The organism is Pseudarthrobacter siccitolerans, assembly GCF_001046895.1.
In the GTDB taxonomy this organism is placed as follows: domain Bacteria; phylum Actinomycetota; class Actinomycetes; order Actinomycetales; family Micrococcaceae; genus Arthrobacter; species Arthrobacter siccitolerans.
Genome location: NZ_CAQI01000048.1, coordinates 84,721 through 99,760, shown reverse-complemented (window position 1 = coordinate 99,760; position 15,040 = coordinate 84,721). Strand labels below are relative to the sequence as shown.

Sequence of the window (15,040 nt, the reverse complement as noted above, 5' to 3'; positions counted from 1 at the left end):
CTAGGAATGGACCAGCAGGCAGGCGGACTGGTGGGCCGGGCGGACGGGGAAGTCCGCCTGCGTGGGAACCGGGGGAAGGAGCTGGGGTACGACGGCGGCGCAGGCTTCCGTGGCGATCGGGCAGCGGGTGCGGAAGGAGCAGCCGGACGGCAGGTTGGCGGCGTCGGGCAGGTCGCCGCGGAGCACAATGTGCTGCCGGGTGGCGGCTGCTGCCGGGTCGGCAACGGGCGCGGCGGACAGCAGCGCCTGGGTGTAGGGATGCTGCGGGTTGCTGAAGACCTCGGCCACCGGCCCGGCCTCCACGATCCGGCCCATGTACATCACGGCCACGCGGTGGCTGATCTGCCGCACCACCGAGAGGTCGTGGGCGATGAACAGGTAGGACAGGCCCAGTTCGGCCTGCAGGTCCTGGAGCAGGTTGATTACCTGGGCCTGCACGGACACGTCCAGGGCGGACACCGGTTCGTCCAGGATGAGCAGCTCGGGCTTGAGCGCCAGGGCCCGGGCAATGCCCACCCGCTGGCGTTGGCCCCCGGAGAACTCGGAGGGCCGGCGGCTGCCCATGGCCGGGGTGAGCCCCACCTGCTCGAGCAGCTGGTTCACGGCGGCGGCGGTGTACTGGCCGTTGATCCGCAGCGGCTCGGCGACGATCTCGTGCACGGTCATCCGCGGGTCCAGGGAGGAGTACGGGTCCTGGAACACCATCTGCATGCGGGCCCGTTCCTGCCGGCGGCGGCCGTTCAGCAGCCCGGCGAGGTTCCGGCCGCCCACCGCCACGGTGCCGGCGCTGGGTTTGTTGATGCCCAGGATGGTGCGCACCAGGGTGGACTTTCCGCAGCCGGATTCGCCCACCAGTCCCAGGGTTTCGCCGGGGGCCACGTGCAGGGAGACGCCGTTGACGGCTTTGAGGGTGCGGCGGGAAAACAGCGGGCCGCGGGCCGGGAATTCGACCATCAGGTCCTGGACGGTGAGGACGTCCAGGAACGGCGGGGCCGGGGTGTCGGTTCTCATGCCGGTTGTCCTTTCAGCAGGTGCAGGGTGCTTTCGCCGGCAAAGTGGCAGGCGGCGGCGCTCCCGGGTGCGGCGTTTCCAGGGTGGGCCGGGCCGTCGGCGCCGGCCGGGGGTGTGGGCAGCAGCGTGAGTACCGGCCTGGCCGTGCTGCATTCCTCCCGGCCACTACCGAGGTGGCAGCGGGGCTGGAAGGCGCAGCCAGCAGGCCGTTCGGCAGCAGCAGGAGGCGAACCCGGAATGGCGAAGGCTCGTCCGCCTGCGGTCCCTTCGCCCAGGATGCTGGCCAGCAGCCCGGCAGTGTAGGGGTGGGCCGGGGAGCTGAAGAGCTGGTGCACGTGGGCGGTTTCCACCACGCGGCCGCTGTACATCACGGCCACCCGGTCCGCGGCTTCGGCCACCAGGCCAAGGTCGTGCGTAATCAGGATCATGGCCGAGCCGGCCCGGCGCCGGGCTTGTGCCAGCACGTCCATCACCTGGGCCTGGACCGTGACGTCCAGGGCGGTGGTGGGTTCGTCGGCGATGAGCAGGCCGGGATCGTGCGCCATGGCCATGGCGATCATGGCCCGCTGCCGCATGCCGCCGGACCACTGGTGCGGGTAGGACGCGGCCCGTCCTTCCGGATCGGGAACCCCGACGGCGGCCAGCAGGCTGTGCACCTTGTCCGCGGTCTGCTTGCGGTTCAGCCCGGAGGCGTGCAGTCTCACGGCTTCGGCGAGCTGGCGGCCCACGCACTGCAGCGGGTTGAGGGCGGACATGGGGTCCTGGAACACCATGGCCAGGTCCTTGCCGCGAAGCCCGCGCATCTCAGCCTCGGGCAGCCGGGCGAGATCCCGGCCGCGGAACAGGATCCGCCCGGAGGCGATCCGCACGCCCGGCGGCAGCAGGTCCATGATGGCCAGGACCGTGAGGCTTTTGCCGGAACCGGACTCGCCCACCAGGGCGAACACCTCGTCCTGGCGAACCTCGAAGGTGACGCCGTCCACCAGCCGCACAGGGCCGTCGTCGCCCGTTACTTCGATGGTGAGGTCCTGCACTGACAGCAGCGGGCCGGAGTTGGTGGTGCTCATGCTGTGCGTCCTTTCCGCAGGAGTGCGCCGGTGCTGCCCTCGGCGGTGAAGCGCTGGCTGGTGAACTGGGCGCCGGCCACGGTCAGGAACATCACGATGCCCGGCAGAATCGCCAGCCATGGGTTGGAGCCCAGGTACTTCTGGCCCTCGAAGATCATGGAGCCCCAGCTGGGAACGGGCGGCTGGACACCCAGGCCCAGGTATTCGAGCGAGGATTCGATCAGGATGATGGTGGCGATGTCCGTGGCGGCGATGATCAGGGTCTGGGAAAAGACGTTGGGCAGGATGTGCTTCCGGATCACCCAGCCATGCCCGCCGCCCTGGGTGAGCGGGGCCAGGACGAAGTCGCGGTTCCGCAGCGACCTTGCCAGGTTCCGGCTGACCCGTGCGTACCCCACCCAGTAGGTCAGGCCCAGGGTGGCGATGGTCACCGTGGCGCTGGGTCCGGTGACGGCGGCGACGGCGATCAGGAGCAGCACCACGGGCATGGCCAGGTTGACGTCGGCCAGGGTGGTGATGGCGGAGTCGAGCCGGCCGCCGAAGTAGCCGGCCGCCATGCCCAGCCCGGTGCCGATCACGGCGTTGAGGATCACGACGGCGAGCGCGATACCGAGGGTGACGAAGCTGGCCAGGGACAGGCGGCTGAGCATGTCGCGGCCCAGTGAGTCGGTTCCCAGCAGGTGGTCCGGGTCGGTGAAGGGTTTACGCATGGCGGCCGAGAGGTCCTGGCCGAACGGATCGTAGCCCGGCAGCAGTGCCCCGCCGGCGGCGAGCAGGAGGACCAGGCCCAGCATTACGCAGCCGGCCAGAAAGGCGGGCGAAGCAGCGGCGCGCTTGCGGCGGCCGGCGGCAGGACGGCGTCGTACCTTGCCTTGCGGGCCTTCAGCAGTCGGTGCGCCGGTGGCGGCAGGGGCGGGAGACGACGCGGGGTCGGTCGGCAGCAGTTGCTGGGTCATGCCAGGCTCACTCTCGGATCGACCTTGGCGGCGAGGAGGTCCACCGCCAGGTTCACGGTTACGAAGATCAGGGCCACCACCAGCAGGCCTGCCTGGACGATGGGGAAGTCGCGCTGGCTGACGGCCTCGGTGAGCACCTGGCCCAGTCCGGGCCAGGCGAAGACTGCTTCGACGACGACGGTCCCGCCGAGCAGGGAGCCCAGGTTCAGGCCGGCCATGGTGAGCACCGGCAGCACGGAGTTGGGCAGCATGTGCGAGAACAGCACGCTGGCGCGGCTCTGGCCTTTGGCAAAGGCGGTGCGGACGTAGTCCTGGTTGGCCTGGTCGCTGAGGGCGGCGTCGATGAGCCGGACGTAGAGGACGAACTGCCCCGTGGCGATGGTGAGGACGGGCAACACCAGGCTTGCCGGGCTGGTCCGGCCGAGGGAGGGCAGCATGCCCAGCGCCACGGAGAACAGGAGCACGGCGAGCAGGGCGAAGAAGAAGTCCGGGACCGAGTGGCGGAGCGAGCCGCCCCAGATGAAGAGGGAGCGGAGGGTGCGGCTGCCGGTCAGCTGGATGGCGGTGGCGGCCAGGACCGCGAGGATGAGGCCGAGAAGGAAGGACCAGAAGGCGAGTTCGAAAGTGGCGGGGAGCCGTTCGGCGATCAGTGCCAGGGCGGATTCGCGCTGCCGGTAGGAGATGCCGAAGTCGCCGCGGAGCACGTTGGCCAGGAAAGTCAGGTACTGCACGTGCAGGGGCTCGTTGAAGCCGAGCGCGCCGTTGAGGGCGTCCACCTCGGCCGGGGTGGCACTGTCCGGCAGGAGCAGGCCGGCCGGCTTGCCGGTGGCCCGGCCCAGGACGAAGGCGAAGGTCAGCACGCAGAAAAGGGTGAAGACGGCCTGGCCGATGCGTTTGATCAGGTACTGGGGCACTGTGCCCCCTCTCAGGAAGTTGTTGTTGCTTTCCCCCCGGGCAGGGGTTCCGATGACAGCGTAAGGGCGGTTTTTGGGCTTTCGGCCGAGTTGACCGGAACGTCATCGAGGTTAAACATGCCGGAAACTTTTGAATACCAAAAGCAGCAATATTGGCGCTAAGAGAGCCAAAAGTGCATGCTTGGCATACCAAAACGCATTTTTTATGCTGAAAGACGAGGAGGAGCCATGGCAAACCCGGAGGCTTCAGAGGTGGGAACCGGCCTGTCCGAACAGGTGGCCGAGGCGCTGCGGGAACGCATCATCTCCGGGCGCCTTCCGGGCGGCAGCAAGCTCAATGAGCGGGAGCTGTCCGCGGAGCTGCAGGTTTCCCGGATCCCCCTGCGGGAGGCGCTGCCGCTGCTCGAGGCCGAAGGTTTTATCCACTCGGAAGCCCGGCGCGGAAGCTTTGTGCACACCTTCACGCTGCGGGACGCGGTGGAGGTCTTTGACCTGCGCCTGCGGCTGGAGCCGTTCGCTGCCCAGTGCGCGGCGCTGCGGGTGGCCGGTGGTGCCAGTCCGGAGGACCTGCTGGCGTCGCTCGAGTACGCGCGGACCGGAATTCCGGGGGAGCAGGCGTCCGGCCGGAACTCCGACCTGCACGAGGACATCGTCCGGCTGGCCGACCACGATCTGCTCCGCCGGCTGTCCAGTTTGCTCAACGGCCGGGTCCGCTGGCTGTTCCGCCTCACGCCGGAACGCGATACCCCGGGGATGTGGGAGGAGCACGCCGAACTGGTCCATGCCATCGCGGAAGGCCGGCCCGCGCTGGCCGAGGCCCTGGCCAGCGCCCATGTGGAGCGGGGGCGGCATGCCTCCCTGCCGCACCTGAGTGAACGCCTGCCCAGCGAGCCCGTGCCCCGGCGCGGACGCAAAACCCGCAGCCCTGCCTAGCTGCTGCTGTTTGGTCCGTCTCTTCCAACGGCCCCTTTTTCCAACCACCCGACCCGAGGTAATCCATGACGCTTGTGCTCACTGCTTCCGTTCTTGAAACCCTGGCCGACATGCCGGCCACCATCGCCGCCGTCGAGGATGCCTTTGCCGCGATCGCCACGGGAGACGCCTGCCAGCCGGCACCTACGTCCCTGCACCTGCCGTCTTCAGATGGCCGCTTCATCCTGATGTCCGGCCTGGGCGACGCGCAGGGGCTGGCCGGGGTGAAGCTGCTGGCCGACATCCCGGGGAACCGTGACGCCGGGCTGCCCACCCAGCGGTCCAGCATTGTGCTCTCGGACCAGCAGACGGGGGAGTGCCTGGCCCTGCTGGACGGCCGGGTGCCCACGCGCGTGCGCACCGCCGCCGCCAGTGCGGTGGCCAGCAAACACCTCGCCCGGCCCAACAGCTCCACGCTTGGGCTGATTGGTGCAGGGGCGCTCGCGGTGGCGCATGTCGAAGCGATGCTTGCGGTGCTGCCGATCGACACCGTGATGGTGTGGTCGCGCAGCGCGGCCACGGTGGAGGCCTTCCGTGCAAAGATCAGCCATCTGCCGGTGAAGGTGGTGGCTGCCGGCGGGGTCCGGGAGGCGGTGGAGGCCGCCGATGTGCTGTGCACACTGACGCCGTCGGTGGAGCCGCTGGCGCGGGGGGAGTGGTTCCTGCCGGGGCTGCACGTGAACGCGGTGGGCGCCCGGCCGCGGCCCACGCACCGGGAGATCGACTCCGAGGGTATGGCCCGGTCCAGCCTGTTTGTGGACAGCGTTGCGACCGTAACCGAGAAATCCGGCGACCTGCTGATGGCTGTCTCCGAAGGCGCTCTTTCGGTGGGCGACATCCGCGGCGAGCTGGGGCAGGTGGTGGCCGGCCAGGTCCCCGGCCGCAGGGACGAAAGCGACATCACCCTGTTCAACTCCGTTGGCATCGGCATGCAGGACGTCGCGATCGGGCGGCTCCTGTACAACGCCGCCGTTGAGCAGGGGCTCGGGGTGCGGGTGGACATGGCGGGGTAAGTGCCGCCGTCGTCCGTTGGCTTGCGACGGCGGCAGTCGGGTATCAGCGGAAGGAACCTACACGAGATTCGCCAAGGAAGAAGCCCCGACGCGATCAGGAATGCAGCGCGTCGACCGCTCTGGACGCAGCCTGAATGCTTTCCCAGCCTCGGCGGGCAGCCGCTGCAGTGGAAGGATCCACCGGCGTCCCCTTGTTCTGCAGGATGGCCACGAGGGTCGCGTTAACGACGTCTTCGCGGAGCTCGTTTAGCCAGGGACCGCGGATGTTCGGCATGACCGGCACCCGGGCACGGGAGGCAAGGAAGTAGCCGCACGCGAAAGCGGCGGCGATGCAAACTGCACCAACCATAAGGAGCTTCAGGATGTCGTCCGGGCTTGTGACCACAACGAACGTGGGCAGGGCAATCAACGCAGCCATAAGAACGAACCGAAGTGCCATGATCTCCTGGGCACGGCCTGCAGCCCTGCGCCTGGTCATCGTTCCGGCCAACGCTTTGTCCCGGACAGTCTGTGCTTTGATACGCCATTCCCGCTGCGAACCGAGGTGGATCCGCACGAGGGCCCGCGCGGCGGCCAGTTCCTCCGGATTTTTGTCCCGCAGAGCCTCCACAACCGGGTCCGGTTTGTCAGCCCAGGCGCTCCGCAGGCGGCGATCCATGGCGGCTGCCAAAGCATCCAGGCTTAGTTTTGCGGCGCCACCTGCTGCCTCTTCGATGGGTGCAATAGTGGCTGGCGTTGTCTGCTCGCCTGTCGTTGGCGCGGTCCGGTGCCCGTAGCGTGGCGAGCCGTCGGCCAGTTGGTATTCATTGCTCATGGTTCCCCCAAAGAACTCTGGTCATAACTGTGGTGCATCAGCGAAACGGCGCTGTTTGCTCCTTTCCTAATAGTCTGCGGGCAGCTGGATGCGCGATGCCCGATCCTTGGCGAAAGCTCGGCGTACCTTGAGGAAATTGATTTACGCATCCGGCCTGGGCCTTCTCTTGGATGTCCTTCCACCTACGGACACCTACTGCTTTTCCATTGCCACTGCGCTCCGGTGGCAGGATGATCGAAGGTGTTGGGCTCCTGCCGGCCAGGCGGGCCGGAAGAACGACGACGTATGCCCAGCGTGATGAGCGAGGCGGCGGTGAGCGGGCCATGACAGAACGCAACGGGCAGCGGCGGTTGAAGGTATCCGACGTCAACGTGGTGAACCACCGGACGCTGCGGAAGGCGCTGGGCGGGACCATCGTGGGCAACACGATGGAGTGGTACGACGTCGGTGTGTTCGGCTACCTCATCACCACCATGGGGCCGGTGTTCCTGCCCGAGGCGGACAAGGCGGTGCAGAACCTGTTCCTGCTGGGAACGTTCGCCGCCACGTTCATCGCCCGGCCGCTGGGCGGGATTTTCTTCGGCTGGCTGGGCGACAAGATCGGCCGCCAAAGGGTTCTGGCCATGACGCTGATGCTGATGGCCGCGGCAACGTTCGCCGTCGGCCTGCTGCCGGGGTACGAGGTGCTGGGCCTTTGGGCGGCGGTGCTGCTGGTGGTTACCAAGCTGGTGCAGGGGTTCTCCACTGGCGGCGAGTACTCGGGAGCCACCACCTTTGTGTGCGAGCACTCGCCGGACCGGCGCCGCGGCTTCTACGTCAGCTTCCTGGACATGGGCAGCTACCTCGGTTTCGCGGCGGGCGGGGCGGTGGTGTCCGCCCTGCAGCTGACCCTGGGCCAGGAAGCAATGGGGGAGTGGGGCTGGCGGATCCCGTTCCTGGTGGCCGGTCCGCTGGGTATCATCGCCGTCTACTTCCGGATGAAGATCGAGGAGTCGTCCGCCTTCAAGGCCACGCTGGAAGCCGAAGCCGTGGCGGCAAAGCGTCCCGGCGCCGAGGAGATCCGTCCAGTGGGCCCGGTGGGCATCGTGAAGGCGCACTGGCGGCCGCTTATGCTGGCCATGATCCTGGCAGCGGCCGCCAATACGGTGGCCTACGCGCTGACGTCCTACATGCCCACCTACCTGACCAGCAACAAGGGGTACAACGAGGTGCAGGGGACGCTGCTGACCCTCCCGGTCCTGGTGGCCATGGCGTTGTGCATTCCCTTTACCGGGCTCCTCTCGGACCGGATCGGCCGCCGCCGTGTGCTGTGGATCGGGGCGTTCAGCACCGTGGTGTTCGCGGTTCCGGCGTTCCTGGCCATATCGGTGGGCACCGTCCCTGCGACGCTCCTGGGCCTGGCCCTCATGGCTTTCCCGGTGGCGTTCTCGGTGCCGAACCTCGCCTCGGCGCTGCCGGCGCTGTTTCCCACCGAGCACCGCTATTCCGCCATGGGCATCGCCTACAACTTCGCGGTGGCCATCTTCGGCGGGACGGCCCCGTTCATCATCGCGTCCCTGATCGAGTTGACCGGCAATGACATGATGCCCGCCTACTACCTCATGGCCGTTGCCGTGATTGCCGCCGTGGCCATCCGGTTCCTGCCCGAATCGGCCGGCCGGCACCTGCCCGGCTCCATGCCCAGCGTGGACTCGGAGGAAGCGGCCCGGAAACTGGTGGAGACGCAGGACAACAACCCCTTGCTGGACCTGGACTCCCTGCCGTTCGAGAGCAGCTTTGAGGTCGCGCGGGAGTCGCACAAGGGGCGGCCAGGGAAGCCGAAGGTGATGTAACGCGGGGTCGTACGACGGCGGCACCTGAGTCCCAGCCGAAGGAACCTATGTGCGGGGGAGCCCAAGGTAGCGCGGAATCCTCTGTGCATAGTCCGGGTAGGACTGTGGAAACAGCTCGGTGAGCGTGGCCTCTTCGTCGAGGACAGACCGGTGCTCCACCAGCACCTCGGCCGGCAGCAGCACGAGGACCCAGGACGAACCGGCCAGGGTTCCCGCGCCGAGTTGAATGAGCCACCACCCCACGTACATCGGGTGGCGCGTGACGGCATAGGGTCCGGTGGCCACCAGTTCCTCGGGCCGCTCCAACTCAAAGGGGCCGGTTGAACGCCGTCGACGTTCCGCCAGGGCCCAGGCGTTGAGGCCCATACCTGCCACCACCAGTCCTGCCCCTGCCAGCCTATGGACGGAACGGGGTCCGGGAAGCGGCAGGGGACGGAGCCTGGCAAGGAGGAGATCGAGGGCCATCCCGGCAACGACGGGCGCCGGCAGCGGAAGATTTTCGTACACAGCCTTCAGCCGCGCCGCCAGTGTGTGCGCAGCACTGATGTCCGCCGCCATGCTTTCAGGGTACGCCGCGCGGGCCAAGGCGCAGTCCCTGGATGAGCAGCCACATGGTCCGCGGAACAGCCCACCCGATGGCCAGCCCGAGGACCGGCACCAGCGAGACGCCGACGTCCGGGAACTGGCGGATGATCACCAGCAGGTTGGTGTCGAACCGGGCGGGTGCGTAGATGAAGCACAGCCACAGGGCGAAAACGTCCAGGGCCAGCGCCGCCAAACCGGACGCCAACCGCGGAAGACGCCCGCCGCCGTCGTACGTTCCACTGCTCCGCAGCAGCACCCGAAGTGCCAGCCACAGGCTCAGTAGCTCCGCCACCAGCAGCCCCAGCGCCACCGCCCAGCTGTAGCGCTGCAGCCAGTCCTCCTGGACCAGCGCGGGGACGGGGGAGTGCCCGTGCAGGATCCGCAGGATGTTGGTGTCGATGGCCTTGAGCCGGGATGGGGCCGAGGTGTCGTTCGCATTGATGACCAGGGCGACGCCCAGGCCCGAGTCCGGAACCATCGCCACATAGGTGTGGCTGTTGCCCCACTCGCCCTGGTGCTCGGCGAGCAGCGGCAAGGACGCGCCGTCGTGGGCTTCAGCGGCCGGGACGGATTCGACGAGCGGTCGGGTGAACCACCCCATCGCGTACATCTTTGACCCGTCAACCCGGACCCCGGGCTCGAGCATGGCCCGGACGCTGCCGGGCTGAAGGATGCGGCTGTCCCGGAATTGCCCCTCGCCCAGCAGCATGCTGAGCTCCCGGCCCAGGTCATTCACGGAGGCGTACATGGTGCTCGACGGCATCCCGACGGTGGGCGCGGGCACCTCCGTCTGCTGCCAGAAAGTTCCGAACCACAGGGAGTGGCCGGCGGCGGCACCATCCGCACGGGCAGCAGCGCGGGTCGCATGGCTGTGGCCCATTTCCAAGGGGTCAAAAACGTGCTGCCGCATGTAGTCCGCGAACGGCTGCCCGGAGACCGTCTGCACCAGGAGGCCCAGGACGTTGAAGTTGGCGTTGGCGTAGCCGAAGGCGGCACCCGGGACTCCCGCCAGCGGGGACTCGGCAAGGTCCCGGACGCCTTCTTCGAGGGCCTCCGGGTCCTGCGCGAAGGAGCCTTCGAAGGCGGTGTCCTTGGACGCCATGCCGCTGGCCTGGTGCAGCAGGTGGCGGACGGTGATGGCGGATGCGAGGCTGTCCCGGAGCGTGAACCACGGCAGGTAGGTCCGGACGGGTTCGTCCAGGCGAAGCCGGCCGGCCTCCACCTGCTGCATCACCGCGATGGCTGTTAGGGACTTGCTGGTGGATGCCAGCAGTACCGGGGTGTCGGCGGTCATCGGACGGCCCGAGTTGTCGGCGCTGCCGTAGGCGGCGGAATGCACCGGGACCCCGTCCTGAACAACGACGACGGCGGCGCCCGGGAGCCCGATGCTTTCGAGCTGGTCCTGCAGGAAAGCGTCCACCGCCTGGTAGGTGTGCTGGTCCGGAACGACGGCGGGCGCGGCCTTAGAAACAACGGCGGCAGGCGCCGGCACGCTCAGTCCGCAGGGCAAGGCAACAGCCAGGAGGCACAACAGGAAACACGGCGGGGACCACGGAATCCTTCGCATGCCTGCACCTGCCTCGGCCGGGTCCCCTCACGGTATTGCCAGGACGGACGGAAGGCAACGTCCGGCGGCGCCGCAGTGCCGTACGGATGCCCAAATGGACGGGCGCCGTGCTTTGTGAGAGGCTTCACAGGTTTTGGTGTGCTGCGCCACAACGCGTCGACCGGCGCCGCGCAGCACCAACCGCATCACCCACGCTCTTCATGGAGGGAACCCACACTTATGAGCGACGTCTTATCGGCCATCAACAACGTGATCTGGAGCGACTGGCTCGTCTATCTCTGCCTCGCCACCGGTGTCTACTTCTCCATCCGGACACGCTTCCTGCAGGTCCGGCACGTCAAGGGGATGTTCCAGCAGCTGCTTCACGGCGAGAAGTCCGCCTCCGGCGTCTCCTCGTTCCAGGCCCTGGCCATGTCCCTGTCCGGCCGCGTGGGCACCGGCAACGTCGCCGGCGTCGCCACCGCGATCGCCTTCGGGGGACCGGGCGCCCTGTTCTGGATGTGGGCCGTCGCCTTCCTGGGCGCGTCCACGTCGTTCGTCGAGTCAACCCTCGGCCAGATCTACAAAACCCGCGATCCGCTGACCGGCGAGTACCGCGGCGGTCCTGCCTACTACTTCTCCAGGGCCTTCGCCCACACCAAGGGCGCCGGCTTCTTCAAGGTCTACGGCTACGTCTTTGCGGCCGTAACCGTCCTTGCCTGCGGCGTTCTGATGCCGGGTGTCCAGACCAACTCCATGGCCACCGCCATCAGCGGCGCGTGGACCCTCGAGCCGTGGGTTGTGGCCGTCGGCTCGGTCATCCTCCTGGCCCTCGTGGTCATGGGCGGCGTGAAGCGCATCGCCAGCGTTGCGGCGTTCGTCGTGCCGTTCATGGCCGCCGGCTACATCATCCTCGCCCTGATCGTCGTCGTCATCAACGCCGCCCAGCTGCCGGAGATCCTCTCGCTGGTGTTCCGCAGCGCCTTTGGCATGGATTCGGCCCTCGGCGCGATCATCGGCCTGGCCGTGATGTGGGGCGTCAAGCGCGGTGTCTACTCGAACGAGGCCGGCCAGGGAACGGGCCCGCACGCGGCTGCCGCCGCCGAAGTCTCGCACCCGGCCAAGCAGGGCCTCGTCCAGGCCTTCGCGGTGTACATCGACACGCTGTTCGTGTGCTCGGCCACCGGCTTCCTGATCCTCTCCACCGGTGCCTACCGCGTCTTCTCCGGCGGCAGCGAAGACGGCGACATTCTCGCCGAAGGCGGCCTGCTGTCGGCGAGCGCCGTCGTCGGGCCACAGTATGTGCAGGCTGGATTCGACTCCGTCTTCCCCGGCGTCGGCGCCGCCTTCATTGCTGTCACGCTGGTCTTCTTCTGCCTGACCACGGTCATCGCGTACTACTACATGGCGGAGACCAACCTGCGTTTCCTCCTGGGCAACTCGTCAGCCACGATGATTCCCGGCCTCCGGACCAGCCTCGGCCGCGCCACCACCATCGCACTGCAGGTGGCCATCCTCGTCGCCGCTGCTTACGGATGCGTGAACACGGCCGCGGACGCGTGGGTGATGGGCGACATCGGCGTCGGGCTGATGGCCTGGCTGAACATCGTCGGCATCCTGGTCCTGCAGAAGCCCGCGTTCCAGGCGCTGAAGGACTTCGAACGGCAGCAGAAGCTTGGCCTCGACCCCGTCTTCGACCCGGGCCCCCTCGGCATCACCGGTGCCACCTTCTGGGAGTCCTACAAGAAGGCCGACCGCGAGAAGGAATCCGTGCGGATCTAGTGCGTACTGCACCCGCCGCATAAGGCGGCAGGAGGCAAAGAGCGGAACGCCCAGCGCCGCCGTCGTACCCTTTGGAAGGTACGACGGCGGCGCTTGGCTTTGGTCCCGCTCCCGCACTCAGCGGGGGAGGCCGGCCCTGATCTGGATGAGGGTGAGGTCCAGCAGCGGGGTGGGGACGGTAAGGTCGCGGGCCCGGCGCGCGAGGTCGCCGAGGATGTGCTCCGCTTCGGAGGGCAGCCCCGCGGTGAGGTCCCGGTACAGGGAGGACGTGAAGGCCGACCCCGGCTCCTTGAGTATCCCGACCGCCTGTGCGTGAGCGGCGTCGGAAACGGGATGTCCAGCCGCTGCTGCCACTGCTTCGGTTTCGCTGATGGCCTCCAGGATCCTGGACTGTCCGCCGGCCTCGAGGATCCGTCCTACCGGGGCCCGGAACAGGCAGTTGACGATTCCCGCGGCCGCGATGAAGGCCCATTTATCCCACAGTGCGCCTGCTACGTCGTCCACTACCGAGAAGTCGACGCCGGGCACGTCCAGAGCTTCAGAAACCTCCGCAGGGACAGGAGTTCCGTTCAGCCCGCCCACCATGAGGGAAGTGAGGGGCACCTGCTGGCGGACCACGTCGCCGTCGAGGGTGGCCACGATCCGGGCCAGCCCGCCCAGCACCTGCCCGGGGTACTGCTGCTCCAGCCGGTCCACATGGGCCATGCCGTTCAGGATGGGAACGATGCTGGTTCCCGGCCCCACGAAGGCGCCGATCTCGCTGAGTACGCCCTCGAACGCCGTGGCTTTGACCGTGACGAGGATCAGATCGAAGGCCCCTGAAGCGTCCGGTGCGGTGATGGTTTTCACCCGGTTCGTCCGGTCAGCGGTGGGGGAGATGAAGCGCAGTCCGTCGCGGCTGAGGACCTCCTGCTTGCGCGGACGCACCAGGTAGGTGACGTCCCGTCCCGCTTCCTGCAGGAGCGTACCGAACGCCCCGCCTGTGGCTCCGGCTCCGACGACGAGTATCCGCATGGGTGCATGCCTTTCCGGGGTTTGTCGGGAATGTTGACCGGTTTCAGGGTATGCCCGGCGGGCCTTGGCCTACGTGTTCAGTTCGGCTGCGGCGAAGGACACCGCGAAACGCGCGCACCAGATGCTGACGGAGCTGTAGTCGCCAAGCTCCGCGGCGGCCGGGATCTCATAGTTCTGGTCGCCTTTGTTGGCTTTGAGCGCGCCGAGGTCGAGGTAGGCGCCGTCATCGAAGACGTACCAGCCGGCGGTCCCCTCGATCACCGGTGCGTCGGTGAGCCATACCTGGAGGTCGGGCCCGTCGGACGTATCAAGGCCTTCGAGCCTGAGGATCCGGCTCCCATCCGGAAGCTCCAGGATCCTCGCCGTTCCCGAACTTGCGTGTTCATGGCTGATGAGTTGGCCTATTGCGCGCTCACGCGGAGCGGCAACGGGTGCCACGGCGGAGGGCGCTGCCGAGGGTGCTGCGGGCTCTGTCGGCTCGGTCGTTGGCTCGACGGCTGGCGTGGCAGCAGCCGGAAGGTCCTCGATCACCGTTGAGCTCGTGAAGATGCGCCAGGGCTGGAAAAGGTACAGCCCCACACTAACCGCGATGACAGCCACGAGCAGCAGGGCCGGGATGACAACGCGCTTCCTCATACCCCAACAACGTCCGGACCGAGGATGCCGTTCCGGGCCTGCAAGGCTATCCCCGCGAACGTTAGCCGGCCACAGCCGCCGTGGTTTCAGACCAGCGCGGCAACACCGGCGTCGGGACCGTTGTCGCCAAGCCACTTGGCCATCCGACGGCTCCGCTTGTCGATAAAATCCAGCGTTGCCTCCCGGTACGTTACGTACTCCTCGGTTGTGGTGGGTGTCCCGGGACGGTTGAAGTCGTCGAACGGCAGAAAGAACTGAACTTCGTTGTAGCCGGGCGTCACGAGGTCTTGGAAGTGGAAGAAGTCCACGAACTCCGTGAACCCGTCGAAGAGCGCGAAGAAGTCCGCGTAGGCGGTGAGGACGCTGGCAAGGGGGCTCTCGAGTTCTCCTGCGTAGTGGCGCCGAATGCATTCGAGTGTGAGATCCATGCGGTCACTGATCAGCCGACCTGAGGGACCGAAGCCTCGTGCCGCATTTATGGTGGGCCGGTCCTTCGACCTGACCGGCCAAATCATGGAACTGCCGATGGTGTATGGCGGGTTGAGATAGCGGGACCGTTGCGCCTCGCTTAACGAGGCGGTTGCCTCGGCCAGGGACTTCGGACGTGACCACCTCGAGTAGGAGTTCGTGATGGCGTCGCTGCCGTACCAATGCCTCGCCCCGGAAGTGTCGGTGAAGATGAGGTAGCCGTCCCGACGACGAGGTGGCGCTTTCGGGGCGAAAAGGACCCCGGAGTTGAGCCTTTTGGTCCACAGCAACTCGTGGAGCGACCGGAGCTTCGGACTGTCCCTGTCTGCGTCGGGCCTGGTCCTCGCAGGCTTGTCGGTTGTGAAGTCGAATGAGATATCGAAGACCGGCAACGAGCCGGCATTGTCGGGATCGGTTGCCAAAGGGTAAT

14 protein-coding genes are annotated in these 15,040 nt (G+C 67.4%); 4 read left to right on the top strand and 10 right to left on the bottom strand.

Going from position 1 to position 15,040, the window contains the following annotated elements; genetic code table 11:
• From ARTSIC4J27_RS15455 to ARTSIC4J27_RS15440, 4 genes are read right to left on the bottom strand one after another with little or no spacing between them, the layout of a single operon-like run.
• Positions 1–1,011 (bottom strand): ABC transporter ATP-binding protein, encoded by a 1,011-nt coding sequence (locus tag ARTSIC4J27_RS15455; protein WP_083435498.1) that lies wholly within the window; start codon positions 1,009–1,011, stop codon positions 1–3.
• Positions 1,008–2,078, bottom strand: a complete 1,071-nt coding sequence (locus ARTSIC4J27_RS15450) for an ABC transporter ATP-binding protein (protein WP_050056091.1) — start codon at positions 2,076–2,078, stop codon at positions 1,008–1,010. The genes ARTSIC4J27_RS15455 and ARTSIC4J27_RS15450 overlap by 4 nt, the downstream gene beginning before the upstream one ends.
• Positions 2,075–3,034, bottom strand: coding sequence for an ABC transporter permease (locus ARTSIC4J27_RS15445; protein WP_050056090.1), 960 nt, complete (start codon positions 3,032–3,034; stop codon positions 2,075–2,077). The genes ARTSIC4J27_RS15450 and ARTSIC4J27_RS15445 overlap by 4 nt, the downstream gene beginning before the upstream one ends.
• Positions 3,031–3,948 (bottom strand): ABC transporter permease, encoded by a 918-nt coding sequence (locus ARTSIC4J27_RS15440; protein ID WP_050056089.1) that lies wholly within the window; start codon positions 3,946–3,948, stop codon positions 3,031–3,033. The genes ARTSIC4J27_RS15445 and ARTSIC4J27_RS15440 overlap by 4 nt, the downstream gene beginning before the upstream one ends.
• Positions 3,949–4,176: 228 nt before the next feature.
• Between ARTSIC4J27_RS15440 and ARTSIC4J27_RS15435 the strand changes: the two genes are divergently transcribed.
• Entirely contained in the window at positions 4,177–4,881 is a 705-nt protein-coding gene (locus tag ARTSIC4J27_RS15435) for a GntR family transcriptional regulator (protein ID WP_050056088.1), read from the top strand.
• Between the two features lie 65 nt (positions 4,882–4,946).
• The gene (locus ARTSIC4J27_RS15430; protein ID WP_050056087.1) at positions 4,947–5,933 is read left to right on the top strand and encodes an ornithine cyclodeaminase family protein; all 987 of its coding nucleotides are present in this window, start codon (positions 4,947–4,949) and stop codon (positions 5,931–5,933) included.
• A 94-nt stretch (positions 5,934–6,027) separates the two neighbouring features.
• Here the strand turns inward: ARTSIC4J27_RS15430 and ARTSIC4J27_RS15425 are convergent, their stop codons facing one another.
• Positions 6,028–6,747, bottom strand: coding sequence for a hypothetical protein (locus tag ARTSIC4J27_RS15425; protein ID WP_050056086.1), 720 nt, complete (start codon positions 6,745–6,747; stop codon positions 6,028–6,030).
• 323 nt (positions 6,748–7,070) lie between these two features.
• Between ARTSIC4J27_RS15425 and ARTSIC4J27_RS15420 the strand changes: the two genes are divergently transcribed.
• Positions 7,071–8,579 carry an MFS transporter gene (locus ARTSIC4J27_RS15420; RefSeq protein ID WP_050056085.1) on the top strand — a complete coding sequence of 503 codons (1,509 nt, stop codon included), beginning with the start codon at positions 7,071–7,073 and terminating at the stop codon, positions 8,577–8,579.
• 45 nt (positions 8,580–8,624) lie between these two features.
• Here the strand turns inward: ARTSIC4J27_RS15420 and ARTSIC4J27_RS15415 are convergent, their stop codons facing one another.
• The gene (locus tag ARTSIC4J27_RS15415; protein ID WP_050056170.1) at positions 8,625–9,137 is read right to left on the bottom strand and encodes a methyltransferase family protein; all 513 of its coding nucleotides are present in this window, start codon (positions 9,135–9,137) and stop codon (positions 8,625–8,627) included.
• Positions 9,138–9,141: 4 nt separating this feature from the next.
• Positions 9,142–10,731: a serine hydrolase domain-containing protein gene (locus tag ARTSIC4J27_RS15410; protein WP_050056084.1), complete on the bottom strand. Its 1,590-nt coding sequence runs from the start codon at positions 10,729–10,731 to the stop codon at positions 9,142–9,144.
• Positions 10,732–10,950: 219 nt separating this feature from the next.
• Between ARTSIC4J27_RS15410 and ARTSIC4J27_RS15405 the strand changes: the two genes are divergently transcribed.
• On the top strand, positions 10,951–12,492 hold the full coding sequence (locus ARTSIC4J27_RS15405) for an alanine/glycine:cation symporter family protein (RefSeq protein WP_050056083.1): 1,542 nt from the start codon (positions 10,951–10,953) through the stop codon (positions 12,490–12,492).
• A gap of 117 nt (positions 12,493–12,609) precedes the next feature.
• Here ARTSIC4J27_RS15405 and ARTSIC4J27_RS15400 read toward each other — a convergent pair whose 3' ends face one another.
• The 3 genes from ARTSIC4J27_RS15400 to ARTSIC4J27_RS15390 form a co-directional block, all read right to left on the bottom strand.
• Positions 12,610–13,506 carry a ketopantoate reductase family protein gene (locus ARTSIC4J27_RS15400; protein WP_050056082.1) on the bottom strand — a complete coding sequence of 299 codons (897 nt, stop codon included), beginning with the start codon at positions 13,504–13,506 and terminating at the stop codon, positions 12,610–12,612.
• Between the two features lie 69 nt (positions 13,507–13,575).
• The gene (locus tag ARTSIC4J27_RS15395) at positions 13,576–14,142 is read right to left on the bottom strand and encodes a DM13 domain-containing protein (RefSeq protein ID WP_050056081.1); all 567 of its coding nucleotides are present in this window, start codon (positions 14,140–14,142) and stop codon (positions 13,576–13,578) included.
• Between the two features lie 86 nt (positions 14,143–14,228).
• A complete protein-coding gene (locus ARTSIC4J27_RS15390; protein WP_235436709.1) occupies positions 14,229–15,032 on the bottom strand; it encodes a DUF6994 family protein in 804 nt (267 codons plus the stop codon).
• Positions 15,033–15,040: the final 8 nt, after the last annotated feature.

Excerpts from the sequence above, each read along its gene's own strand:
- ARTSIC4J27_RS15420 (WP_050056085.1), top strand. The coding sequence starts at position 7,071 with ATGACAGAACGCAACGGGCAGCGGCGGTTGAAGGTATCCGACGTCAAC.
- ARTSIC4J27_RS15400 (WP_050056082.1), bottom strand. The coding sequence starts at position 13,506 with ATGCGGATACTCGTCGTCGGAGCCGGAGCCACAGGCGGGGCGTTCGGT.
- ARTSIC4J27_RS15430 (WP_050056087.1), top strand. The coding sequence starts at position 4,947 with ATGACGCTTGTGCTCACTGCTTCCGTTCTTGAAACCCTGGCCGACATG.
- ARTSIC4J27_RS15445 (WP_050056090.1), bottom strand. The coding sequence starts at position 3,034 with ATGACCCAGCAACTGCTGCCGACCGACCCCGCGTCGTCTCCCGCCCCT.
- ARTSIC4J27_RS15415 (WP_050056170.1), bottom strand. The coding sequence starts at position 9,137 with ATGGCGGCGGACATCAGTGCTGCGCACACACTGGCGGCGCGGCTGAAG.
- ARTSIC4J27_RS15450 (WP_050056091.1), bottom strand. The coding sequence starts at position 2,078 with ATGAGCACCACCAACTCCGGCCCGCTGCTGTCAGTGCAGGACCTCACC.
- ARTSIC4J27_RS15425 (WP_050056086.1), bottom strand. The coding sequence starts at position 6,747 with ATGAGCAATGAATACCAACTGGCCGACGGCTCGCCACGCTACGGGCAC.
- ARTSIC4J27_RS15455 (WP_083435498.1), bottom strand. The coding sequence starts at position 1,011 with ATGAGAACCGACACCCCGGCCCCGCCGTTCCTGGACGTCCTCACCGTC.
- ARTSIC4J27_RS15395 (WP_050056081.1), bottom strand. The coding sequence starts at position 14,142 with ATGAGGAAGCGCGTTGTCATCCCGGCCCTGCTGCTCGTGGCTGTCATC.
- ARTSIC4J27_RS15410 (WP_050056084.1), bottom strand. The coding sequence starts at position 10,731 with ATGCGAAGGATTCCGTGGTCCCCGCCGTGTTTCCTGTTGTGCCTCCTG.
- ARTSIC4J27_RS15405 (WP_050056083.1), top strand. The coding sequence starts at position 10,951 with ATGAGCGACGTCTTATCGGCCATCAACAACGTGATCTGGAGCGACTGG.
- ARTSIC4J27_RS15435 (WP_050056088.1), top strand. The coding sequence starts at position 4,177 with ATGGCAAACCCGGAGGCTTCAGAGGTGGGAACCGGCCTGTCCGAACAG.